Annotated in this window: 25 protein-coding genes and 1 tRNA gene; 11 read left to right on the top strand and 15 right to left on the bottom strand. The window is 75.0% G+C overall.

Features of this window, described 5'->3' with window-relative positions; translation table 11 throughout:
- Positions 1-153: 153 nt before the first annotated feature.
- Entirely contained in the window at positions 154-432 is a 279-nt protein-coding gene (locus FHR77_RS00410; RefSeq protein ID WP_167257940.1) for a hypothetical protein, read from the bottom strand.
- Between the two features lie 395 nt (positions 433-827).
- Between FHR77_RS00410 and FHR77_RS00415 the strand changes: the two genes are divergently transcribed.
- Together FHR77_RS00415 and FHR77_RS00420 are read left to right on the top strand one after the other, a co-directional pair.
- Positions 828-1,295 (top strand): DUF4383 domain-containing protein, encoded by a 468-nt coding sequence (locus tag FHR77_RS00415; protein ID WP_167257942.1) that lies wholly within the window; start codon positions 828-830, stop codon positions 1,293-1,295.
- Positions 1,296-1,302: 7 nt separating this feature from the next.
- Entirely contained in the window at positions 1,303-2,397 is a 1,095-nt protein-coding gene (locus FHR77_RS00420) for an SDR family oxidoreductase (RefSeq protein ID WP_167257944.1), read from the top strand.
- A gap of 110 nt (positions 2,398-2,507) precedes the next feature.
- Here the strand turns inward: FHR77_RS00420 and FHR77_RS00425 are convergent, their stop codons facing one another.
- From FHR77_RS00425 to FHR77_RS00445, 5 genes are all read right to left on the bottom strand, one after another.
- Positions 2,508-3,416 carry an aminodeoxychorismate lyase gene (locus FHR77_RS00425; RefSeq protein ID WP_341777160.1) on the bottom strand — a complete coding sequence of 303 codons (909 nt, stop codon included), beginning with the start codon at positions 3,414-3,416 and terminating at the stop codon, positions 2,508-2,510.
- A gap of 351 nt (positions 3,417-3,767) precedes the next feature.
- Positions 3,768-4,043, bottom strand: a complete 276-nt coding sequence (locus tag FHR77_RS00430; protein ID WP_167257815.1) for a hypothetical protein — start codon at positions 4,041-4,043, stop codon at positions 3,768-3,770.
- A gap of 72 nt (positions 4,044-4,115) precedes the next feature.
- Positions 4,116-5,132, bottom strand: coding sequence for an NAD-dependent epimerase/dehydratase family protein (locus FHR77_RS00435; protein WP_167257946.1), 1,017 nt, complete (start codon positions 5,130-5,132; stop codon positions 4,116-4,118).
- A gap of 124 nt (positions 5,133-5,256) precedes the next feature.
- Positions 5,257-6,150, bottom strand: a complete 894-nt coding sequence (locus FHR77_RS00440) for a metallophosphoesterase (RefSeq protein ID WP_167257948.1) — start codon at positions 6,148-6,150, stop codon at positions 5,257-5,259.
- 36 nt (positions 6,151-6,186) lie between these two features.
- Complete coding sequence (locus FHR77_RS00445; RefSeq protein ID WP_056052120.1) at positions 6,187-6,618, bottom strand: hypothetical protein; 432 nt, start codon at positions 6,616-6,618, stop codon at positions 6,187-6,189.
- A 150-nt stretch (positions 6,619-6,768) separates the two neighbouring features.
- Between FHR77_RS00445 and FHR77_RS00450 the strand changes: the two genes are divergently transcribed.
- Positions 6,769-7,185: a YchJ family protein gene (locus FHR77_RS00450; RefSeq protein ID WP_167257950.1), complete on the top strand. Its 417-nt coding sequence runs from the start codon at positions 6,769-6,771 to the stop codon at positions 7,183-7,185.
- Positions 7,186-7,286: 101 nt separating this feature from the next.
- Here FHR77_RS00450 and FHR77_RS00455 read toward each other — a convergent pair whose 3' ends face one another.
- Both FHR77_RS00455 and FHR77_RS16495 read right to left on the bottom strand, forming a co-directional pair.
- A complete protein-coding gene (locus tag FHR77_RS00455) occupies positions 7,287-7,676 on the bottom strand; it encodes a hypothetical protein (RefSeq protein ID WP_167257952.1) in 390 nt (129 codons plus the stop codon).
- A gap of 51 nt (positions 7,677-7,727) precedes the next feature.
- Positions 7,728-9,179, bottom strand: a complete 1,452-nt coding sequence (locus tag FHR77_RS16495; protein WP_167257954.1) for a GNAT family N-acetyltransferase — start codon at positions 9,177-9,179, stop codon at positions 7,728-7,730.
- A gap of 166 nt (positions 9,180-9,345) precedes the next feature.
- Here FHR77_RS16495 and FHR77_RS00465 point away from each other — a divergent pair, with 166 nt between their 5' ends.
- Together FHR77_RS00465 and FHR77_RS00470 are read left to right on the top strand one after the other, a co-directional pair.
- Positions 9,346-10,554, top strand: a complete 1,209-nt coding sequence (locus tag FHR77_RS00465) for a VIT1/CCC1 transporter family protein (protein WP_167257956.1) — start codon at positions 9,346-9,348, stop codon at positions 10,552-10,554.
- Positions 10,555-10,830: 276 nt separating this feature from the next.
- Complete coding sequence (locus tag FHR77_RS00470) at positions 10,831-14,826, top strand: Ig-like domain-containing protein (RefSeq protein ID WP_208380378.1); 3,996 nt, start codon at positions 10,831-10,833, stop codon at positions 14,824-14,826.
- Positions 14,827-14,943: 117 nt separating this feature from the next.
- Here FHR77_RS00470 and FHR77_RS00475 read toward each other — a convergent pair whose 3' ends face one another.
- Positions 14,944-15,624: a response regulator transcription factor gene (locus FHR77_RS00475; RefSeq protein WP_185231272.1), complete on the bottom strand. Its 681-nt coding sequence runs from the start codon at positions 15,622-15,624 to the stop codon at positions 14,944-14,946.
- 118 nt (positions 15,625-15,742) lie between these two features.
- Between FHR77_RS00475 and FHR77_RS00480 the strand changes: the two genes are divergently transcribed.
- On the top strand, positions 15,743-16,021 hold the full coding sequence (locus FHR77_RS00480) for a GlsB/YeaQ/YmgE family stress response membrane protein (RefSeq protein WP_056052134.1): 279 nt from the start codon (positions 15,743-15,745) through the stop codon (positions 16,019-16,021).
- Between the two features lie 75 nt (positions 16,022-16,096).
- Here FHR77_RS00480 and FHR77_RS00485 read toward each other — a convergent pair whose 3' ends face one another.
- The 3 genes from FHR77_RS00485 to FHR77_RS00495 are packed head-to-tail and all read right to left on the bottom strand — an operon-like array spanning position 16,097 to position 18,968.
- Positions 16,097-16,960: a phosphatase PAP2 family protein gene (locus tag FHR77_RS00485; RefSeq protein ID WP_167257958.1), complete on the bottom strand. Its 864-nt coding sequence runs from the start codon at positions 16,958-16,960 to the stop codon at positions 16,097-16,099.
- A 35-nt stretch (positions 16,961-16,995) separates the two neighbouring features.
- Positions 16,996-18,375, bottom strand: a complete 1,380-nt coding sequence (locus FHR77_RS00490; RefSeq protein ID WP_167257960.1) for an MFS transporter — start codon at positions 18,373-18,375, stop codon at positions 16,996-16,998.
- Entirely contained in the window at positions 18,372-18,968 is a 597-nt protein-coding gene (locus FHR77_RS00495; RefSeq protein ID WP_167257962.1) for a winged helix-turn-helix domain-containing protein, read from the bottom strand. Before FHR77_RS00495 ends, FHR77_RS00490 begins: the two co-directional genes overlap by 4 nt.
- 129 nt (positions 18,969-19,097) lie before the next feature.
- On the opposite strand from FHR77_RS00495, the gene FHR77_RS00500 reads away from it, so the two are divergent.
- The 4 genes from FHR77_RS00500 (at position 19,098) to FHR77_RS00515 (ending at position 20,422) form a co-directional block, all read left to right on the top strand.
- The gene (locus FHR77_RS00500; protein ID WP_167257964.1) at positions 19,098-19,370 is read left to right on the top strand and encodes a hypothetical protein; all 273 of its coding nucleotides are present in this window, start codon (positions 19,098-19,100) and stop codon (positions 19,368-19,370) included.
- 87 nt (positions 19,371-19,457) lie between these two features.
- Positions 19,458-19,530: transfer RNA gene (locus FHR77_RS00505), tRNA-Arg, on the top strand.
- A 233-nt stretch (positions 19,531-19,763) separates the two neighbouring features.
- On the top strand, positions 19,764-20,021 hold the full coding sequence (locus FHR77_RS00510; RefSeq protein ID WP_167257966.1) for a type II toxin-antitoxin system Phd/YefM family antitoxin: 258 nt from the start codon (positions 19,764-19,766) through the stop codon (positions 20,019-20,021).
- Entirely contained in the window at positions 20,018-20,422 is a 405-nt protein-coding gene (locus FHR77_RS00515) for a PIN domain-containing protein (protein ID WP_167257968.1), read from the top strand. Before FHR77_RS00510 ends, FHR77_RS00515 begins: the two co-directional genes overlap by 4 nt.
- A gap of 49 nt (positions 20,423-20,471) precedes the next feature.
- On the opposite strand, the gene FHR77_RS00520 is transcribed toward FHR77_RS00515, so the two are convergent.
- Positions 20,472-21,110, bottom strand: coding sequence for an isochorismatase family protein (locus tag FHR77_RS00520; RefSeq protein WP_167257970.1), 639 nt, complete (start codon positions 21,108-21,110; stop codon positions 20,472-20,474).
- A 116-nt stretch (positions 21,111-21,226) separates the two neighbouring features.
- Entirely contained in the window at positions 21,227-21,616 is a 390-nt protein-coding gene (locus tag FHR77_RS00525; RefSeq protein ID WP_056052206.1) for a hypothetical protein, read from the bottom strand.
- Between the two features lie 103 nt (positions 21,617-21,719).
- On the opposite strand from FHR77_RS00525, the gene FHR77_RS00530 reads away from it, so the two are divergent.
- A complete protein-coding gene (locus FHR77_RS00530) occupies positions 21,720-22,199 on the top strand; it encodes a nucleoside deaminase (RefSeq protein ID WP_167257972.1) in 480 nt (159 codons plus the stop codon).
- Between the two features lie 141 nt (positions 22,200-22,340).
- Here FHR77_RS00530 and FHR77_RS00535 read toward each other — a convergent pair whose 3' ends face one another.
- Positions 22,341-22,484 carry a hypothetical protein gene (locus tag FHR77_RS00535; RefSeq protein WP_156369870.1) on the bottom strand — a complete coding sequence of 48 codons (144 nt, stop codon included), beginning with the start codon at positions 22,482-22,484 and terminating at the stop codon, positions 22,341-22,343.
- Positions 22,485-22,716: the final 232 nt, after the last annotated feature.

Consider the following 22,716-nt stretch of genomic DNA (forward strand, 5'->3'; position numbering starts at 1 on the left):
CCGGGGGAGACCCCGGTGGCCGTGCCCCCGCCTCCGCTCCCGCCCCCGCCTCGTCGGCGGGGGCACGACGAAGGGCGGGTGCCCGTCACCGTGGTCGATCGAGATCGACCCGGCGACGGGCACCCGCCCTCCGTCGTGCGGTGCGGCGGCCCGCTACGCGGTCGCGAGCTGGCGCGACGTCTCGAGCCGCAGGAAGTCCGCGTAGGTCGGCTCGGCGACCGCGGCGGGGGCAGCGTCGACGCGGATGGTCGTCAGCTCCGACGACAGGCGGCGACGCTTGGGGTAGGGGTGGATGCGGGCGGCGGGCACGCGCTCGTCGCGGAGGTAGGAGCTGTCGCTCGTGACGTCGACGCGCGACCGGACGTGGCGGACGAGCTGCTCGGCCGAGAGCCCGGCGAGCTGGCGGGCGGAGGGGTGCAGCGAGGTGGTCATGTTCATCTCATTCCTGGCGGTCCTGCGAACGCCTAGAGGGGAACTCGGGGCTGGTGACGCCGCCGTGAATCGGCGTCGAGACGAGTGTGGCACGCAGATGTCTAGAGAAACTAGTTAGCGCCATGAACGTTCGCTTCGTGGATACCGGTGTACCCCGCCCGGACGCCGGGGAGCCTCTCGAGGCGTCGCCGGGGCCGCTCGTCGGCGTCGGGCCGGGCTCTCCCCTGAGCTCGCCCGTGCGCTCGCCCCTGCGCTCGTCCCTGCGCTCTCCCCTGCGCTCGCCCGCCCGCGCGTGCCCCGTGCTCCGTGCCCCTGTCAAGGCCCGGACACCGCCGGGCCGGGCGGCCTTCATGGGACGGGACCGACCACCAGGGCCCACCACGAAGGAGATCCCCATGAGCACCTCAGCTCGGACCACCACCGCCCGTCACCGCTTCGCCGAGACCCCCGTGCAGAAGGCCTCGCTCGTCGTCGGCGTCGTCTTCCTCGTCGTGGGGCTGGCCGGGTTCATCCCCGGCCTCACGACGAACGTCGGCGAGCTGCACGGCGCCGGCCACGGCTCGGGCGCCCTGCTGCTCGGCGTCTTCCAGGTCTCGGTGCTGCACAACGTCGTGCACCTGCTGTTCGGCGTGCTCGGCGTCGCTCTGGCCCGCGCCGTGCGCAGCGCCCGCCTGTACCTGATCGTGGGCGGCGTCGTCTACGCCGTGCTCTGGATCTACGGCCTCGTCATCGACAAGGAGAGCCAGGCCAACTTCGTGCCGCTCAACTCGGCCGACGACTGGCTGCACTTCGTCCTCGCGATCGGCATGGTCGCGCTCGGCCTCCTCCTCGGCCGCCGCGGCACCACGCGCTCGGCCGTCTGACGCCCCGGTGAGGACGCCGCGCTCGCTCGCCGCCGTGCTGCGCCGGCCCGGCCGCGTCCACGACGGCGACCTCCGGCCCCTGGCCGAGCAGGTCGTCGTCGTCACAGGCGCCACGAGCGGCATCGGGCTCGCCACGGTGCGGGCCCTCGCTGCGCGCGGCGCGGCCGTCGTGACGGCCGCGAGGGACAGGGAGGCGCTGGTCGCCGAGGAGCAGCGGCTGCGGGCCCAGGGCGCCCGCGTCGTGCACGTCGTCGCCGACGTCGGCGATCCGGACGACGTCGACCGCATCGCCGAGACGGCCGTCGAGGAGCTCGGCGGCGTCGACACCTGGGTGAACGTCGCCGGGATCTCGGTCTTCGGCGGCGTCGAGGAGGTCACCCTCGACGACATGCACCGGCTGTTCGACACCGACTTCTGGGGCGTCGTGCACGGCACCCGGCGGGCGCTCGCGCACTTCAGGGCCCGGGCGGCGGAGGAGGGGGGAGGCGCGTTCGCCCTCGTCACCGTGGGCAGCGTCTTCGGCGACCGGGCGGCCCCGGTCGAGTCCACGTACTCGGCGGCGAAGCACGCGGTCCACGGCTTCGTCGAGGCCACGCGCACGGAGCTCGAGGCGCAGCACGTGCCCGTCTCCGTGACCCTCGTGCACCCCGGCCGCGTCGACACGCCGTTCGACCGCAACGCCCAGAGCTACCTCGACCAGCACCCGGCGCACCGTGACGTGACGTATCCGCCGGAGGCGGTCGCCGAGGCGGTGCTGTACGCCGCCGAGCACCCCGTGCGCGACCTCTTCGTGGGCGGCCAGGCGAAGCTGGCGGTCGTCGCCCGGGCGATCAGCCCCCGCCTGGTCGACGACGTCATGGAGCGGTACTTCTTCTGGGGGCAGCGGGGGGACGCCCCGTCGCCGCCTCGAGAGACGAGCGGCCTGCACCACCCGGGGGGCGGGCACGAGGTGCACGGCGACCACCCCGCGTGGGCCCGGTCGCACAGCTGGTGGCTGCGGGCCGAGGAGCACGCACCCGCGCTGCGCCGGGCGGCCGCCGTCGCGGGGGCGGTGGGGGTCGGCGTGCTGGTGGCCCGGAGGAGGCGGCGGTCGGGTCGGTAGGTGACCCCGCCTCCCCCGGCCGTGCAGCGCCGGCAGTCGCGCCGCGCCGCTCCGCCGGCCGTGCAGCGCCGCCGGCCGCGCCGCGCCGCTCCGCCGGCCGTGCAGCGCCGCTAGTCGCGCCGCGCCTCCATCGCGTCGGCGAGGTCCTGCGAGAAGTCGCGGTCGAACGCGACGGGGACGCCGTCGAGCGACGAGATCGGCGAGATCTGCCGACCGCTCGACGCGAGCCAGAGGGCGTCGGCCGCGCGGACGCTCTCCATCGGCAGCAGCTCGTACGCCGTCTCGTGGCCGAGGGCCTCGAGCGTCTCGAAGACCGCGGCCTGCGTCGTGCCCTCGAGGATGCCCTGGTCGGTGCTCGGCGTGACGAACCGGTCGCCGAAGCGCGCGATCAGCGACGCCGAGGGGCCCTCGAGCGCGTAGCCGTCGCTGCTCACGAAGATCACGTCGTCGGCCCCGCGGCGGGCGGCCTCGCGCAGCACGCTCTTGTTGACGGCGTACGAGAGCGTCTTGGCGCCCTGCAGCAGCCAGGGCGAGGTCTGCGCGACGTCGTGGCGGTAGCCGCGGTCGAGCGCGACCACGGCGATGCCGTCGCGGCGCTCGTGCGAGTGGTCGGGCATCGCGTCGGTGCGCACCCACGCGGTGGGCGTGCCGTCGCCGCCCTCGACGCCCCGGGTGACGACGAGCTTCTGCAGGAGGAACGGCGCGGGGGCGTGCAGCCGCGCCGAGGCCAGGCAGGCCTCGCGGACCACGTCGAGGTCGAGCTCGGGCAGGTCGAGCATCGCGGCGGACCGGGCGAGGCGCCGCAGGTGCGGCTCGAGCGCCTGGATCGCGCCGTCGGCGACTCCCAGCCCCTCGAAGACGCCGTCGCCCCGCGTCACGCCGAGGTCGGCGACGTCGATCACGGGCTCGTGCACGTCGACGACGTGCCAGCCCGTCTCGCCCTCGGCCAGGGGCGGGCCCCCCGCCGTGACCTTGTCGATCAGCACGAGGACGGGCGCGGAGGCGGGGGAGTCGGTCACGTCGTCAGCATAGGAGTCGCGGGTCGGGTCGGGCCAGGACCTCCCGGAGCCGCACGGCGAGCACCCGCCCACTCGCAGCCCCGGTGGGTCGCTAGACAGCCTCGTTAGGCCGTCTAGCTAAAAAAGGGTGCTGATCAGCTTTTTCTGGGGTACGCAACCCCTGGTGGCTCCCAGTTCGACGCCGTACCGTGGGCTGTGCCCGCCTAGGCCGGCTCGTGGTTCCCCACAGGGTGCGGAGCTTCACACGCAGGGGCGTCTCCTGTGGGGGACCACCACGAGCCGGGGCCAGGCGGCGGTGCAGCGGCCAGCGCGACCAGCGCGACCACCAGGCCAGGCCGGCCTGGCAGCGGCCTACTCGGGCTTCGGGTGCCCCGGGATCGAGTCCCCCGACAGGTTGAGCTCGGAGGGATCGACCTCGATCTCGCCCACGTCGTCCGGTCCGCCGGTGCCCGGCAGGGTCTTCACGGCGTCGGAGTCGATCTCGTCGTCGTCCATGGCCGGCGAGTCGCCCGGCTCGGTCGACTGCATCTCGCGGATCGTGCCGTCGCTGCGCGGGCTGTCGAACGTCGGGTCGTCGGTGGTCTCGGTCGCCTCGTCGAGGCCCTTGGAGTGATCGTCGTTGGTCATGCCGTGACGCTACGCCGCGGTCGCCCGCGGGCGTCCGGGTGGTGCCCAGCCAGCAGCCCGCTGTCGACGCCGTCAGCCGCTGAGCGGGTGCGAGCCGTCGTGCGAGTCGCGGAAGGCGACCGCGCGGGCGAACTCGCGGAGCGTCGCGTCGGAGCTGTGCCGCGGCGCCCAGCCGAGCACGCGGCGCGCACGGTCGGTCGACATGACCGGGATCTTCGCCGCGATGTCGAGCCAGCCCGGCTCCGTCGGCTGCAGGCGCAGCAGCCAGGTGACCGAGACGAGGGCACGCATCGCCCGGTACGGCACGGGCAGCAGGCGCGTGCCGAAGGCCTCGGCGACGTGCTCCGGGGTGACCACCGGCTCCGCGGCCAGGTTGAACACGCCTCCGGCCTGTCGGTCGACGGCACGCCAGAACGCGTCGGCGACGTCGTCGGCGTGGACGACCTGCGACACGAAGCGCGGGGCGAGCGGGAGGAAGGGGAGGCGGTGGCGCTGCATCCAGCGCGTGGGCACCCAGCGGCCGAGGAAGAGGCCGACGATCTCGCTCGCGGCGGCCGGCTGGAAGACCAGGCCGGGGCGCATGCGGGTGAGGGTCACCTCCGGGTGCTCGCGCTCGAAGTCGTCGAACGCGCGCTCGTTGGCGGCCTTCTGCCGGGAGTAGCTCGAGCGGCGCACGCCCTTCGTCCGGTACGTCTCGTCGACGCGGCGGCGCTTGGGGCCGCGGCTGTAGGCGCCGACCGACGAGGCCGCGAGCACGTGCGGCACGCCGGCGCGGACCGCCGCGGCGAGGACGCGGGAGGTGCCGGTCACGTTGGTGCGCCACATGCCGTCACGGTCGTGGCTGGGCTGCAGGGCCCAGCCCAGGTGGACGACGGCGTCGGCGCCCTCGAAGGCGTGCGCGAGCTGCGCCACCGCGACGTCGTCGCCGACGTCGATCGAGAACCAGGCGACGCCCCCGTAGGGCGGCGAGGCGGTGCGGGGCGCCCGGCGGGCGACGCCCGCGAGCTCGGTCACCTCGGGCTCGGCCTGGAGCCGGGTCAGCAGGGCGGTGCCCAGGTTGCCCGTGGCTCCGACGACGACCACGCGCATGCGGGCTCTCTTCCTGTCCGGGGCGGGGGCGACGACGGCCCCCGGGTGCTGCGTCGAGCGTACGCCGGGGCGCCTGGGCGCGGCGCGGGCCGGATGCGCCACCGCGCGGGCGGCGCGCGGGTGCTCAGCGCGGCGGAGCGGCCGGGCCGGCCTCCGCGGCGATGCGGCGCACCGCCTCCTCGTCGAGCACGAAGACCTCCTCGCCGTCGCCGCGGGCGTGCGCCCGCACCACGGTCGAGCGCACCGGGCCCTCGGCCAGCACGTCGACGACGAGGAAGGCCGAGCCCCGCACCGCCCGCTCGGTGCCGTGGGGCGCCGCGACGTCGGTCTCGTTGGTCACGCCCGGCGCCACGAGCACGGGCACCCCGGCCAGCGACCCGACGATGTGGTGGTGGTAGTGCCCGGCCAGGACGACGCGGACGTCCGTTCCCTCGATCACCGCGCCCAGCGCCTCCGGGGCCTGCAGCGCCAGCGACTCGTGCAGCGTCGTCGGTGCGGGCACGGGCGGGTGGTGCAGCACGAGCACGGTGCCGCGCTCGGCCGGCGTCGCCAGCAGCTCGCCGAGCCAGGCGAGCTGCGCGGGGCGGAGCGAGCCCCAGCCCGCGCGCGGCACCGAGGTGTCGAGCGTCACCACGCGCCACCCGTCGAGGTCGGTCACCCCGTCGATCGGCACCTCGACGGAGTCGGGCACCGGCCCGCCGTGCCCGTCGCCGAGCACGGCGCCGAAGCCCTCGCGCACGTCGTGGTTGCCCGGGGCCAGCACGACCGCGGCGTCACGGCGGCCCGCCCACGTCTCGAGGCGCCCGCGCAGCAGGGCGTAGGAGTCGCGGGTGCCGTCGTCGGACAGGTCGCCCGAGCCCACGAGCAGCCGCACCCCCTCGACCCGGTCGGCCTCGGCGAGGACGCGGTCGAGCGCCGCGGTCGTGTCGACGACCCCCTGGTGCAGGCTGCCGTCGCCGGAGAGGTGGGTGTCGCTGAGGTGGACGAGGCGGAGTGCTCCCGCGGGCAGGGCGTACATGGGGGGAGCGTACTGCCGCGGGCGGGCGGGGCGTGGCTAGGAGCTGAGCTCGTCGACCGGGCAGAGCCGCGCGTCGAGCAGGCGGCCGAGCCGGTCGAACATGCCGGTGACGCTCGCCCACTGGTCGGGGGTCGGAGCCGTCGGCTCGACCCAGAGGCCGTAGAAGCGGCGGCCGAGCGAGAGGGACTCGAGCAGGATCGTGCCGGTGAAGTCGGTCAGCACCGTGCCGTCGCGCTTGAGGTCGGCGGCGAGCACGAGGTCGCCGGCATCGGTGCGGAAGCCGTTGGCCGCCAGGGTCCGGGCCGTCCTCGCCGCGGAGAGCCGGGGCAGGTGCGCGCGCCGGGCGAGGGCCCCCGCCCGGGTGCGGTCGCCGTCGAGGGCCGCGGCGCCGTCGAGCCGGGCGCGCACGTGCGCGAACACGAGCGCGGGCTCGTGCACGGGGCGGGCGGCACGGTCGTCGGGGAACATGCGCCCAGCGTGGCAGCACAGGGGCCTCCCGGGCGACGCCCAGTTCGGGGAGCCCCGGGACGGGGGAGCCCGGAGGCGGGGGAGGCACGGGTCGGGGAGGCGCGGGTCGGGCCGTGGTCGGGCCGTCGCCGACGCGGCAGGATGGTCGCCATGGACGACGCCACCCGCTGCCCCTGCCTGAGCGGCGAGACCTTCGGGGCCTGCTGCGGCCCGCTGCTCCGCGGCGAGCGGCCCGCCCCGACCGCCGAGCGCCTCATGCGCAGCCGCTTCACCGCGTTCGCCCTGCACGACGACGCGTGGCTGCTCGCGACCTGGCACCCCTCGACCCGGCCGGGCGACCTCGAGCTCGACCCCGGCACCCGCTGGTACCGGCTCGACGTGCTCGGCACCCGCGCCGGGGGCCCGTTCGACGACGACGGCGTGGTCGAGTTCGCGGCGCACCACCGCTCGGCCGACGGCGCCGGGGTGCTGCACGAGGTCAGCCGGTTCGTCCGTGAGCGGGTGCCGGGCGACGCGGGCGGCCCGGCCGACCGGCGCTGGCTGTACGTCGACGGCGACGTCGGGTGACGACGACCCGGCGCTGAGTTCGGGTCGTCAGGCCCCGTTCCGCCTCGCGCCCGGCGCCGTCTCGCGCCCTGGCCGGAGCGGGGCCCACGACGCGGCCGCCGTCAGCGCTGCGGCGTGCCGCCCTCGACGTGGCCGGCGCTCGCCGCGGCGGCGTGGCCGAGCGCGGTGGCGACGTCGACGAAGGCCGAGTGCGCCTTGGAGGCGCCGATCGCGCCGCCCTTGACGGCGGCCGTGCCGAGGTCGCGCGAGATGCGGGCGACGAGCCGGCCCTGGTCGTCGACGAAGTACGCGAGCCAGAGCGTGACGTGGAACCCCTTGCCGGCCAGCCCGCCGAACAGCAGCGTCGTCGCGAGGTTGCCGCGGACGGCCTTGGTCGTGCCGTTCGGCATCGCCTCGAGGGCGAAGCCCTGGGCCTGCACCGTCGAGTCGATCAGGTGCCGCGCCGCGTCGTGCGGCCCGCTGAAGAAGTAGTCGTAGCTGCTCTCGGCCATCGTGGCCCCCCGGTCCGGCTGTCGCGACGCCCCCGCCGGGCGTCGTCGGGCTCACTGTAGCGGCAGGCGCAGCTCCCGCTCGAGGGCGGTCGGGTCGAGGGGGTAGGGCGAGGTCGCGCCGGTCGGGGCGAAGCCGCGGCGACGGTAGAACGCGATCGCCCGGTCGTTGGCTTCGTGCACCTGCAGGAACAGCGCGTCGCCGTGCCCCCTCGCCCACTCGACGACGCCGTCGAGCAGCGCGTCGGCCACCCCGGCGACGGCGCCCCGCGACGTCGGCGTCACGTAGACGCCGACGAGCACGGGGTGCCCGGGCTCGGGCAGGTACCCGCCCATCGTGCCGAGCCAGCGGCCGTCGGCCTCGTCGACCGCGGCCAGGAAGACCCCGGTCGCCGAGGTGCCCCGTGCCGCCCGCAGCCGCCAGGCCTGCTCGTCGAGGGGCTGTGCGGCGGCCAGCGTCTCGCCGAACGCCCGCGGGGTGTCGGCGAGCATCTCGAGCCGGAGGTCGCGCACCTCCCGCCAGTCGTCCGCCGTCGTGGGCCGCACGGTGACGCCGCCCCGCGGCCCGGACGGGGTGCTCGGCGCGGCCGCCGCGGCGACCGGGTGCCCCCGCAGCGGCTGCGGCGCGGGCTGCCGACGCTGCTCGTCGCGGCACGGCGTGAGGATCGTGGCGCGACGCCCCCGCGCATCCGGCTCGGTCGCGTGCCCGAGCACCTGCAGCCGACCCGGGGCCTGTGCCCGCAGCGACGCCGTCCACGCGCAGACGAGGGCGTCGAGCAGGTCCTCACGGTGCTTGTAGGCCCGGTCGACGAGCGGCGACGGCTCGTCGAGCAGGAGGCGCGACACCGGGTGCGAGCGCAGCTGCAGCGCCGGGGAGGCGGCCGAGAGCGTGCCCAGCCGACGCAGCAGGTCGTCGCAGACCGCTGCTCGGGCCTCGCGCCGCGCCTCCGGCGGGAGCGTCGTGTCGGGCCGCTTGTAGCGCGGCCGCCGCTCGTCGTAGCCGAGCTCGGCCGCCCCCACGAGCGTCGTGTACGGGTAGCACTCGAAGTAGCTGGTGCGGCCCTCGGGCACGAGCTGCACGCCGTCGTCGAGCACGAGGCCGGCGCGCTCGAGGCGCTCGCCGAGGTCTCGACCGCCGAGCCAGGGCAGGGAGGCGCTGCTCGCGTTCGCCGCCACGTGCCACCGGCCGTACGACCGCGAGACCTCGCGCTCGCTCGCGCGCATGCCGGTCGCGTTCGGCACGAGGACCGGCGCGTCGATCGCGACCACCGAGCCGGGGGTCGCCCAGCGCAGCACCCACTCCTCGACGGCGTCGACGCCGCGCGCCCAGCCTGCGTCGAGCACGGTGCCGTCGGCGGCGAGGACGGCGAGGCCGGTCTCGTTCGCGGGTCGCCCGGGCGTCGAGTCGCGCCAGGCGAGGTCGACCCCGAGGTAGCGCGGGGCGGCCGCGGCGGGCCCGGCGGCTCCGGCGGGCCCGGCGGGGGAGTCGGCGGAGGCACGGGTCACCCCGGTCACGCTAGTCGCGTCGTCGGCCGGTCACCCCCGGCGCTCGGGCCTGCCTCCCGGCCCCGCGGCCGGTCCGGAGGTCGTGGGGCGCGCCTCCCGCGGGTCCGAGCAGCGCTCCGTGACGGGTCGGCACGCGCGGGCGGGCCGGAGGAGGCACGATGAGGCCATGACCGACACGAGCGACCTCCGCCGCTGGCGCCGCTACCTCGCCGACGAGCGCGCCGAGGAGGCCACCTACCGCGACCTCGCCCGTCGCCGCACCGGCGAGGAGCGCGCCATCCTCGTCGCCCTCGCCGACGCCGAGGCGCGGCACGCGCAGCACTGGCTCGATCTGCTCGGCGACGACGTCGGGCGGCCGGTGCGCACCGACCTCCGCACCCGGGTGCTCGGCCTGCTGGCCCGCCGCTTCGGCTCGATCTTCGTGCTGGCCCTCGTGCAGAGCGCCGAGGCACGGTCGCCGTACGCGACCGACGCCGACGCGACCGACGCGATGGCGGCCGACGAGCGCATCCACGGCGAGGTCGTGCGGGGGCTCGCGGAGCGAGGGCGCAACCGCCTCTCGGGGTCGTTCCGGGCCGCGGTCTTCGGGGCGAACGACGGGCTCGTGAGCAACCTCGCGCTCGTGCTCGGCATCAGCGCCTCGGGGGTGCCGAACCGGGTCGTGCTCGCCACCGGCCTCGCGGGCCTGCTCGCCGGGGCCCTGTCGATGGGGGCCGGCGAGTACGTCTCGGTGCGGTCGCAGCGCGAGCTGCTCGACGCGTCGACCCCCGACGCGGCGGCGCGGAGCGTGCTGCCCGACCTCGACGTCGACGCGAACGAGCTCGCGCTGGTCTACCGGGCACGGGGCATGTCGCCGGCCGACGCGGAGGCGCGGGCGCGCGACGTGCTGCGCGCCGTCACGCCCGTGACGTCGCCGTTCCGGCTGCCGGGCGAGGCCGTCGCGACGACCCGCCGGGCCGAGCCGACGGGCGACGGGGCCGACACGGCCGACGCCCTGCCCGGCGACGCGGCCGAGGCGGGCGGTGCCGGGGGCGCAGGAGGCGCCTCCCGCGCCCCAGAGGAGGCCGCGACGCCCGCCCCGGTCGAGCACGAGACCCTCGGCACCGCCCTCGGCGCGGCCGGCTCGAGCTTCTGCTTCTTCGCGTCCGGGGCGGTGATCGCCGTGCTGCCTTACCTGTTCGGGCTGCAGGGGCTCGTCGCCGTCGTCGTCGCCGCCGTGCTCGTCGGGCTCGCGCTGCTCGGCACGGGCGCCGTGGTGGGGCTGCTCTCCGGGGCGAGCCCGCTCCGGCGCGCGCTGCGCCAGCTCGCGATCGGCTACGGCGCGGCCGGGGCGACGTACCTCCTCGGGCTGCTGCTCGGCACCGGCGGGCTCTGAGCCGGGCGGTCGTCGACCCGCCACGTCGCCCCCTCTCGTCCGCCGTCGTCCGCTGCGGGATCGGGAGGCACCCCGTCCTCGCACACGCACCCCGCCGCGGCGGGGTTCGTGGGCGAGAACAGGGTGCCGGACGGCGGAACGCGCTGCACGGTGCGCAGATCGGACGCCGCCCCTTCCGATGTTTGCGCAAACACCGTACGCTCCCGTTCGGGGGTCGACGACGACCGCCCGGTCGCCGTCAGGGGCGACCGTCAGCACGACAGAGGGGCTGCATCGATGACGATGCGACGATCACGATCTGTAGTACGACGAGCACTCGCGGGGGCGAGCGTCACGGCGCTCGCGGCCGTGGGGCTGGTCACCGGGCTCCCGCCCGCCGACACCGCAGCGGCCGCGGCGACCGCCGAGGGGGTGACCATCACGCCGAACCCCTGGTACGCGGGCGACCCGTTCCAGGGCTGGGGCACCAGCCTCGTCTGGTTCGCCAACGCCACGGGCGGCTACCCGGAGGAGCTCCGCGAGGACCTCTACCAGGCCGTCTTCGGCGAGGAGGGGCTCGACCTCAACATCGCCCGGTACAACATCGGCGGCGGCAACGCGACCGACGTCGTCGACTACCTCCGCGCGGGCGGAGCGGTCGACGGCTGGTGGGCGCCCGACGCCGACGGCAGCGAGGGCACCTACGGGGGCGCCTCCACCGCGTACGCGGACCGCGAGGCCGTGCGCCAGGCCTTCGACCCTGACGACCTGTCGCAGTACGACCTCGACGCCGACGCCACGCAGCGCTGGTGGGTCGACCGCCTCGCGGCCGACGACCAGATCACGCACTGGGAGACGTTCGCGAACTCCGCGCCGTACTTCATGACCGAGAGCGGCTACGTGTCGGGCGGGTTCGACTCGACGGCGCAGCAGCTGAAGACGGCCTCCGAGGCCGACTTCATCACGTACCTCACGCGGGTCACCGAGCAGCTCGAGCAGGCCTCGGGCATCGAGGTCGAGTCGATCGACCCGTTCAACGAGCCGAACACGAACTACTGGGGCACGACGATCCGGAACGGCCAGCCGACCGGGCGCCAGGAGGGCATGCACGTCTCGCCCGACCAGCAGGTGCGCATGATCGCCGACCTGCAGGCCGAGCTCGCCGAGCCCGGCACGACCACCGACGCGATGATCGCGGCGATGGACGAGACCAACCCCGGCATCTTCGCGACCAACTGGGCGGCCTACCCCCAGGAGGCGCGGGACGCGGTCGGGCGCATGAACGTCCACACCTACGGCACCAGCGGCCGCCTGACCGTCCGCGACCTCGCGAAGCAGGCGGACTCGCCGCTCTGGATGAGCGAGATCGAGGGCAGCTGGGTCAACGGCTGGGATCCGTCGAACATCGAGAACGGCCTCGGCATGGCCGGCCGCGTGGCGGACGACCTCCGCGAGCTCGAGCCCGACGCCTGGGTGCTCTGGCAGCCCGTCGAGGACCTCTACAACATGGAGCCGCAGGGCGAGGACCTCAACTGGGGCTCGATGTTCATCGACCTCGACTGCGTGCCCTTCACCGAGGGCGGCGTCGAGGTCTGGAAGAGCGAGCGCCGCGTCGCCGACGCGGGGGGCGACTCCACCGCCGTCGAGCCCTGCTCGGTGAAGGTGAACTCCAAGTTCTCGGCGCTCCGCAACTTCACGAAGTTCATCCAGGAGGGCGACCGCCTGGTCGCCGTCGACGACGTCGACACCACCGCGGCCGTGCGCCCCGACGGTGACGGCGCCACGCTCGTGCACCGCAACACGACCGACGCCCCCCGCACCGTCACGCTCGACCTGTCGCGCTTCGGCGCGATCGCCGACGGCGCGGCCGTCACGCCGTACACGACCACCGAGGCTCCCGAGGGCGCCGAGGTCACGTCGACCGGCGTCGTCCCCGGCGCCCCGGTGGCCGTCGACGTCGCCCGCGGCACCGCGACCCTGACGGTGCCGGCGAAGTCGGTCACCACCTTCGAGGTCTCCGGCGTCTCCGGCGTCGCCGCCGACGCCCCCGCGGTGCTCGACGGCCACGACTACCAGTTCGTCGGCGTGCAGAGCGGCAAGGCCCTCAGCACGGGCACCGGCACCGGTGCGGCCACGACCCTCGCCTCGTCGGCGACCACGACGGAGGCGGCGGCGCGGCAGTCCTGGACGGCCCGCACCGTGCCCACCGAGTCCGGCGACGAGCGCCGGGTCACCCTCCGCGCCGCCGACGGCCGCTACCTCGCGGCGACCTCCCGCGGCACCGAGCTGAGGAGCGTCGACGAGGCCACCGCGGCCGGCGACCCCGCCTCGCGCTGGTGGGTCACCACGACCGACGGATCGACCTTCTCGCTGGTCGGCGAGGGAGTCGCGCAGTCGCTGGACGTGAACGGACAGTCCTCCGCAGAGGGCGCGGGCGTCGGCGTCTACGGCTCCAACGGCGGCGCGAACCAGCGCTGGGTCGTCCGCGACCTGGAGCCGGCCGTCGGGCAGACCGTCGCGCTCCGGACCGACGTGGGCGTGCCTCCGGCGCTCCCCGCCACGGTCGTGGCCGGCTACTCGTGGGGCTCCGGCGCCGCGGCGAGCGTCGTCTGGGGCGCGGTCGACGCCGCGGCCTGGCAGACGCCCGGCCGCGTCGAGGTCGGCGGCACCGCCACCGACGTGTTCGGCCGCGAGTTCGCGGTCACGGCGCTCGTCGACGTCGGAGGCCTGACCGTCACCGACCCCGTGTCGCTCACCGTCGCGGTGGGCAGCGCGGTCGACGGGGTCGTCGCGGCCCTGCCCGAGACCGTGCCCGCCCGGGTCGGCGCCTCGGAGCAGACCTTCGACGTGCCCGTCACCTGGGGCTCGTCGACCCTCACGGCCGGCGACCTCGCCCAGCCCGGCGTCGTGACGCTGGCCGGCACGGCGACGGTCGACGGCGGCGAGCTGCCCGCCGAGGTCTCGCTGATCGTCACCACGGCGACCCTGCGCAACTTCGCCCCCGACCAGGGAGTCGCGGCCACGGCCTCGTCGACCGAGTCGGGCTACCCCGCCGACCGCACCCGCAACGGGGTGTCGGGCGACAAGGGCTGGTCGAACTGGGTGTCGTCGGGCAAGCCCGCGCAGAGCTGGCTGCAGTACTCGTTCGACGCTCCCCGCGACGTCTCGCAGGTGACCGTGCAGTTCTACCCGGACGGCTCGGCCACCAGCTGGGCCCAGACGATCCAGCTGCAGCAGCGGGCGGCCGACGGCAGCTGGCAGCCGCTGCCGGGCTACGAGACGCCGCAGCCCGTCGCGGTGCCGACCGCCGGTGCCCCCGTCGTGACGGCGGAGTTCCCGACGGTGACCACCTCGGGCGTCCGCGTCGTGATGGACGCCTACGCGAACACGCACCTCACCGTGAGCGAGGTGCAGCTCTTCGAGCCGGTCGCCTCCGACTCGTCGGTGAGCACGGCCGCGACCCTGCGCCTCGACGGCGTCGAGGTCGAGGGCTTCGACCCCGCCACGTCGGCCTACACGGCGACGGTGCGGGGCGAGCGCTGGCCGCTCGTCTCCGCGATCGCCACCGACACGACGGCCGACGTGGCCGTCGAGCAGGCGTCGGAGGCCACCGACGGCGTCGCCACGGTGACGGTCACCTCGCCCGACGGCACGACCACGACGACCTACACGGTCGACGTGACGCGCCAGGTCGCGCTGGGCTCCGTCGTCGTCACCGGCGAGGCGCGCGTCGGGTCGGAGCTGCGCGTCGTCGCGGTCGCCGACCCGGGCGAGGCCGAGCTGACGGCCGAGTGGCTGCTCGACGGCGAGCCCGTGGCCCCGGCCGCGGCGCCCGGCGACGAGCCCGCGACCCGCGCCGCCGCACCGGTCGAGAGCGCGACCTTCGTCGTGCCGGCCGGGTCGGAGGGCCGGGTGCTGAGCGTGCGGGTCACCGCCCGCGCGGCCGGCTTCGCCGACTCGGAGCCCGTCACGAGCGACGGCGTCACGGTGCTCGCCGCACCGGTCGACCCGCCCGTGGACGGCACCGACCCCGGCGCCGGGACGCCCGGCACGCCCGGCACGCCCGGCGGCACGGCCCCCGGGACCGGAGCGGGTGCCGGCACCGGCACCGGAGCGGGTGCCGGGACCGGAGCCGGAGGGGGCGCGACCGACACCGCCGCCCGCGCCGAGGCCCGCCGCCTCGCGATGACCGGCTCGGGCCCGGCGCTCGGCGTCGCGCTCACCGCGGCGCTCGCGCTGCTCACGCTCGGCGGGGCGCTCGTCGCCCGCCGACGGGGGCGCGCCGCCGAGTAGCGGACGGCACCACCTCAGGGAGGCGCGGGTCGGGCACCAGCCCGGCCCGCGCCTCCTGCGCTGTGCTCCGCGCTCGTGCCCTCCCGCGCCGCACCCTCCCGTGCCGCGCCGCCGGCCTCAGGGCCCGCCGAGCCAGTGGTCGATGCGGTGGTGGTCGGGCGTGAACCCGTTCTGCACGCCCCAGAGCACCGCCTGGGTGCGGCTCGTCGCGCCGATGCGGCGGTACACCGAGCGGATGTACGACTTGACCGTGTTGGGGCTGAGGTACGTGAGCGCGGCGACCTCGGCGTTGCTCTTGCCCTGGGTGATGAGGGCGAGGATCTCGCTCTCGCGGTCGGTGATGCCCTCCTTCTTGCCCGGCCAGTCGAGGCCCGGCGCGCTGGGCGCCCGGTGCCGGACGTCGCTGACGACGAGCTCCCCGCGGTGGACGGCCTCGAGCGCCTCGACGAGCTCGCGGGCCCCGAGGGTCTTGGAGAGGTAGCCGTGCACGCCCTGCGCGAGGGCCGACTCCACCAGCTCGGGGTGGAAGTTCCAGGTGTAGACGACGACGCGCCGCGCGGAGGGGTTCGCGACGAGGGCCGCGAGCTCGTGGTGGTCGGACTCGGGCTGCGCGAACGAGTCGTAGAGCACGATGTCGACGCTGTCGGAGAGCGAGGTGGTCGCGTCGATCTCGGCGACCGTCACGCGGTCGCGGTACTGGTCGAACATGTGGGCGAGGCCGGTCAGCACGACGTCGTAGTCGTCGACGAGGGCGACGGTGATGTAGCTGGTCTGGACGGGCAGCTCCGCGGTGGTCATGGGCTCACCATCCCACCCCGAGGGGTGTGCCGCCACACCTTCAGGGGTGGTCTGCTGTGACACGGCGACAGCACGGCACCGACGGTGCCGGTCGCCGCCCCCCTAGAAGGAGAACACCATGCTCGGTCTCATCGTCAGCCTGCTCGTCATCGGCCTGGTCGCCGGCTTCATCGCCCGCGCCGTCGTCCCCGGGAAGCAGAACCTCTCGATCGTCGCCACGATCGTGCTCGGCGTCGTCGGCTCGTTCGTCGGCGGGCTGCTCGGCTTCCTGCTCTTCCAGCACGACCCGACCGACGGCTTCTTCCAGCCCGCCGGCATCATCGGCTCGATCATCGGCGCGATCGTCGTGCTCGTGATCTGGGTGTCGGTCTCGGGTCGTCGCGGCGCTCGCCGCTGACCGCTGCTCGTCGCACCTCCAGGCCCCGCTCGGCACGCGCCGCAGCGGGGTCTGCGCGTCGTGAGGGGGCGCGGCTCAGAGCCGGCGGTCGAGCTTCCAGGCCAGCCAGCCCGTGACCAGCACGACCCCGGCCGCGGCGAGGCGGGCGCCCATCAGCACCCCGTCACCGGTCGACGTGGTGACGCTCATGTCGCTGCCGATGCCGATGCCCCAGGTCGCTCCCGACGCGGCCAGGCAGACGACGAGGGCGAGGCCCAGGACGCCCGACGTGACTCCGTGCGCCTTGGAGCCGACGGACTCGTCACGGCCCCGACGGTCGCCCGTGTAGCGGGCGGCGACGCCGCGGACGACGCCCAGCCAGAGCAGCGCCACCGCGCAGGCGCCGACCACGTCGCTGCAGCGGTGCCAGCCGTAGGCGACGGTCTGCTCGGCGACGATCGCCGCGAAGGCGGTCGCCACCACGTACACGACGGGCCGCGAGCGACGCCCGAAGGCGGTGAGCACGGCGAACATGGCCGCGACGGCGACCGTGGTGTGGCCGCTCGGGAAGCTGTTGGCGTACACGTCGCCGGTGAGCTCGGGACGCGGCACGACGATCTTGAGCACCTGCGTGGTCACCGTGGCGCCGATGACGAGGGCGCCGGCCTGGAGCGCGGCCCCGGGGCGACGGCGCGCGAACGCGACGAGCATCGTCACGCCGACGACCAGCATCAGGGCCGAGGGCGAGATGGCGTCGAGGGCCGAGCCGGACTGCAGCAGCGTGTCGCCGTCGACCGAGCGGAGGATGCTGTCCTCCATCGCCTGGCCGGTCGGCGTCAGGACAGCGACGACGTACACGCCGACGAGGCCCGCGGCCGAGAGGCCCGAGGTCAGCATCCACCGGTGGGCCACGCGACGGCGGACGGCCGTGCTGGCTCGGGCGGTGGTCGATGCGGTCACGGGACCATGGAACAACACCGCCCCTGGAAGCAGCCTCACACCGACCTCCCAGAGCCCGGAGTGCGGGCGGACTCACAGGCTGCCGGGGCGCGCTCCATCTCCCGCCACGCGCCTCCCGTCAGGGGAGAGAGCGTGACGACGACGTAGACGGCGGCGACGACGCCGAACGCCACGGCGAGGCCGACCGTGTCGGCGGCGACGCCCCCGAGCAGTGCACCGAGCGGCACCCCTGCCCACGCCCCGGCCGTGATCAGCCCGAAGACCCGGGCCCGCAGGTGCTCGGGCACGCGCTCCAGCTCCACCGCGCCCAGGATGGGGTTGATCGCGCCCGCGGCCAGCCCGGAGACCGCCGTGGCCGCGACGAGCCACGCCAGCGGCAGGTCGAGCGCGAACGCGGCCGACGAGGGGCCGCCCGCGAGGGCGAAGCAGACCGCGAACGTCACGCGACGGCGAACGCGGTGGGCCACCAGGCCGAAGCCCACGCTGCCCACGAGGGCGCAGCCGCCCATCACCGCGACGATCAGCCCGAGCGCGGCGGCGCCGCCCAGCCGGTCGTCGGCGTAGATCGGCAGCAGCGTCGAGCTGCGGGCGGCGTCGAGCAGGTTCGTCACCAGCACCAGGGCGACCACGAGGCGCATCAGCCGGTCGCGGGCGACGAACCGGGCCCCCTCCGCGAGGTCGCTCCAGAAGGAGGCACGGTTCGCGTCCGTCTGGCCTGCCGCACCCGCCGTCGACGAGCCGGCCCGCGACCCCGCCGCCGCTCGCGGCACCAGCAGCAGCGTCAGCAGCGCCGACACCGCGAACGACGCCGCGTCGACGACGAGCGTGCCGAGGGGCCCGAGCAGGGCGACCAGCAGGCCCGCGAGCGTGGCGCCGACGAGCTTCGCCAGCCGCTCCGAGCCGTCGAGGAACCCCACGCTCCGTTCGAGGCGCACCCCGGCCGCCCTGGAGAGGGACGGCAGCATGACGCGGCGAGCGGTCTGCCCCGGGGCGTCGAACAGGCCGCTGACGAAGACGAGGGCGAGCAGGGCCCAGAACGGCAGGCCGACCGTCACGGCGAGGGCGGGCACGGCCAGCACCGTGACGCCGCTGACGACGTCGGCGACCACGGCGCTCCGGCGGTGACCGACGCGGTCGGCGACGACGCCGCCCAGCGGCCCGCCGACGACGACGGGGAGGGTCGCGGCGACGGCGGCCACGCCGACCTCGACCCCGCTGCCGCCGGTGCCGAGCACGTAGAAGGGGACGGCGAACGAGGTGACCACGTTGCCCGTCTGGCTGACGGCGTGGGCGGCCAGGAGGGCGGTCAGGGCCGTGCGGGGGCGGCCGTGGGGCGCGGTGTGCGCTGCCTCCCCGGTGCCTCCGTCGGCAGCTTCGGGCCCCGAGACGCCGGCGGGGACCCTCGGCTCCGTCACGGCGCCGTGGGCCGCCGGTACGCCTGGTGTGCCCAGGTGACGTGCTCGACCGCGGGGTCGTCGGGCTCGTGGGCGGCGGAGACGTCGAGCCACCTCTCGGTGAGCCCCTCGAGCTCGTCGCGCAGTGAGGCGAGCTCGTCGACGGTGAGCCGGAGGGTGCGGTCGCCGAGCGCGGCCGCGGCGACCCACTCGCGGGGGAGGGACGGCGCCTCGTCGAGGTAGCGCCCGTACTGCGCTGCGAGCACCTGCGCGATCGAGCGCTGGAACGCGGTGGACGCGGCGGCCCGCTCAGGGTCGTCGAGCATGTCGGCCGGCTCCCACGCGGTCAGGTCGCTCGTGGCCCGCCACCAGCGTTCGCGGCGGTCGGGCCCCTGAGCGTCGGCCTGCTCGATCAGGCCGACGGCGGCGAGCTTGCCGAGGTGGTAGCTGAGGGTGCCGGGGGCCTCGTCGACGACGTCGGCGAGGAGGGCGGCGGTCTGCGGGCCTCGCTCGCGGAGGAGCCCGAGGAGGCGCAGCCGAGTGGGGTGCGCCAGAGCACGCAGCGAGGCGGCGTCGGTGAGCTCGGCACGACGGTCGGGCAAGCGAGAGGTCATGGGCTCGACCTTAGATGCGCAAGAAGTGTTGCGCAATGCCCCTTGTGCATGACGGGCCCTTGTCTGAGACGGGCGGCAGTCGAGGGAGCAGACTCGACCTCACATGACCCGAGCCACAGGAGGCACGCCATGACCGGCACCAACACGAACGAGCCGCACCAGGGCGGCGTCACCGACGAGACCGCCGAGTTCGGCGACCGCACCCGGGTGCCCGTCGCCGGCAGCACCGAGAACCACGGCGACGTCGAGACCGACGAGGGCGCCGAGCGCGGCACCGCCCACCTCAACGGGCGCGACGCGACCGGCGACGTGATGGACCGCAGCGGCACCGTCGACTCCGACGACGTCGACAGGCTGCTCGGCGAGCGCAAGGACGACGACGAGGGGCCGCGCGCTCCGTAGCCCGCCCCGAGCCGGGCCCGGTCGCCTCGATTGGCGAGCGGGCCCGAGCTCGTGTATGGTTTCCTCTGGCCGTTCGGCCGGAGAAATGCGCCTGTAGCTCAACGGATAGAGCATCTGACTACGGATCAGAAGGTTGGGGGTTCGAGTCCCTCCAGGCGCACGAGATCGAGAAGAGCCCCTGCCCTACACTGCAGGGGCTTTTCTCGTCCTCGGTGCTCGTCTGGCCGCCTGCCGGCGGCGTGCCGGTGGCGCTCCGCGCACCGGCGTCCGGTCACCGATCTGCGACCGGACGGGCCATGCGCCGGCGCCCTCCCCGGATCGCAGATGCCATCCCTGTCCACAGGTGACGATCCGTTCGTAGACATTTGCCTACGACGAAGGCACCATGGGGGGATGCTGAAGACGATCAAAGTCGGGGACCTCCGTCGCAACTCCGCCGAGATGATCACCGATGTCCAGAACGGCGATCAGTACGTCTTGACGAGCAACGGGCGTGCCGTCGCCAGGGTCGTACCGGTCCGGGACGACGAGCGTTGGATGCACAACCGTGACGAGGTCGCGGCGGCGCTGAGCGCGGCGGCCAGCGACCTCGACGAGCTCGCAGAGCTCGTCGAGGTCGCTCGGCGCTCGGAGGCGGGAGCGGACCTGTGAGGGCGGTCCTCGACACCAACGTCCTCCTCGCCCGTCACCCCGTCCCCGCCGAGTACGACGACGTCAAGGTCTCCGCGGTGACGTGGGGGGAGATCCGGCGGGGCATCGGCATCTACCGGGGCCGGGGCGACGCGGCGAAGGCCCTCCGATTCGAGAACCAGTACCAGCACCTCCGTCTCGCGCTCGGCGCTGGCCTTCCCTTCGACGACGCAGTGGCGGCGTCCTTCCAGAGCCTGGTCGAGCTGACGCACTCCGCTGGTCGCGAGTCGAGGGGGCGGATCCTCGACCTGATGATCGCGGCCACCGCCGTCGCGCACGGTGCGGACCTGGTGACCGCGAACCCTTCCGACTTCGTCGGTCTGGAGGAGCTCCTCAGGGTCGTCTCTCCGGACGCGCCCTGATCTCGGCCTGACGGCTCGGGCACGGGACTCGTGCTCCGCCTGACACCCGTCAGCGCGCCGCGGCGGCCTGCGCGCCCGCGGCGCCCGACGTCGCGAGGTCGCTCTTCTCCAGCGGCTGGCCGGCACCGAGGGCGGCCGTCCACGCGTCCGTCGTCGCGACGACGGCGAAGTTCGAGTGCAGCAGCGCCATCAGGGTCGTGTGCACGGTCTCGGCGTCGACGGTGCCGGCGGCGTTCGCGATGCTGATCGCCCCCGTCGCGTCGGAGAGGACCTCCACGGCGACGCCGTGCGCCTCGGCGTCGGCGGCCGACGCGACGATGCAGTTGTTGGTCATGTAGCCGACCAGGGTGACGGTGTCGATCTCGGAGTCGCGGAGGACGCCCAGGAGGTCCGTGTGCGCGAACACGGAGCTGTACTGCTTCGTGACGGCGTGCCAGTCGTCCCGCCGACGCCGCTCGACCTCGGGGTGCAGCGCGAAGCGGTCCGTGCTCGGGTCGAACACCGGAGCGCCCTCGCCGGCGGTGTGCTGCACGACGACGACCAGGGCCCCGGCGTCGGTGGCGGCGTCGATCGCCGCCCCGATCCGCTCCAGCGAGTCGGCGACGGGCGGGTGCTGGATCTCGAGGGGGCCGTCGAAGTACTCCTGCTGGACGTCGACGACGACGAGGGCGCGGGTGGGGGTGGTCATGGTGCCTCCTGGCTGGGCGGGGCGGCGCGGGTGCGTCGTGACGATCCTCGCTGCTGACCCGCGACTCCACCGGCACCACCCCGCCGGTTGCTCGAGACCTCCGACCCAGCTGTCGCTCAGCCCTCGGCGGGCCGCGACCTCGTCGGGAAGGGGTCGTTCGGGCCGGGCGCCGGAGTGCCGTGCGTGTCCTCCTCGTCCTGCGAGTGGCCCGAGGCGGCGTCGACGAAGCGCGCCCCGCCCACGGCCGCGGTGCGCCGGACGAGCTCGGCCACGAGGGCGTCGTCCTCGGGCTGCAGGGCGTCCTCGGGGGCGACCTCGACCATGACCTGGCTCGCCGGGCCGAGCAGCAGCTCGGCCGTCACCGCCACGCCGTCCTCGTCCGCGGTCGGCACCTCGACGATGTCCGTCGTGCCGTTCTGGCCGAGGGCCGCCGCGTACGCGAGCACCGCCTCCGCGATCGCGTCGCCGGTCATGACGCGGTTCTCGCCGTAGACGATGTACTTCACGTGGGGGTCCTTTCGTAGACCACGCCACTCAACCCCCTCGACCCTGGCAGGGCTCGGCCGGCCGCCCGGCGACCTCCGAGGGGCGGAGGAGCAGTCTCGACCGATGACCGGCAGAGACGACACCTTCACCGCCCTCAGCGTCCAGCGCGCCCTCGAGAACGTCGAGGCCGGCGGCAAGCCGTTCGCGTGCCTCCTCGTCCGTGACGGCGAGGTCGTCGTCGAGGCCGTGAACCACGTCGCCCAGACCGGCGACCCCACCGCCCACGCCGAGATCCGCGCGATCCGGGCGGCCGCCGAGCAGGGCATCACCGACCTGCGCGGCGTCGTCGCCTACGTCACCGCCTACCCGTGCCCGATGTGCCTCGGTGCGCTCTACTACGCGCAGCCCGACCGTGTCGTCTACGCGGTGTCGCGCGAGGAGGAGGGCGAGCACTACGAGGACGGCAACCGCCTCATGTCGCTCGCGACGTTCTACGACGAGTACACGAAGGGCATCGAGGAGCGGGCCCTCCCCGCCGAGCACGGCACGGCCGACGACGCGACCGCCCCGTTCGTCGCGTGGACGGCGCGGCACGCGTCCTGAGCCCGCGCGGGCGCCGCCCGCCCCGCCGCCGTCAGCCCCAGTAGGCCTCGAGCTCGGCGGCCGTCAGCTCGACGGCGCCGACCAGCCGTGACGACACGGCACGGAGCAGCTCCTCGTGGCGGAGCGCGTCGAGGGCGGTGGTCACGAGAGGCCGAGGACGAACAGCACCCCGGCGACGAAGGTGCCGCACGTGGCGACGGCCGACGTGGCGACGACGAAGAGGGTGACCTGGCGGTCGCGGTCGCGGACCTCGGTGAAGGGGCTCCTGGCGGTGTGGAAGCTCATGAGCTTCTCGTCTCCGGCAGCCCTGCGGCGCTGCCTGTTCCTGCGGTGTCTGCCCGCCGTGAACCGGGCATGTGCCGGCGTCGCGGGCACGGCCACATCGTCGCATCGATGGGGGTCCGGATGGTTAACGACGTGAACTACTGCGTTCCGCGGACAGTCACAGCTCCCATTCACGCGCATCGATCGTTGACAGGCCCCTGACAACCTTGTCAGGATCGCTGTCGATCACCTC

It is taken from the genome of Frigoribacterium endophyticum, assembly GCF_011759585.1.
Taxonomy (GTDB): domain Bacteria; phylum Actinomycetota; class Actinomycetes; order Actinomycetales; family Microbacteriaceae; genus Frigoribacterium; species Frigoribacterium endophyticum.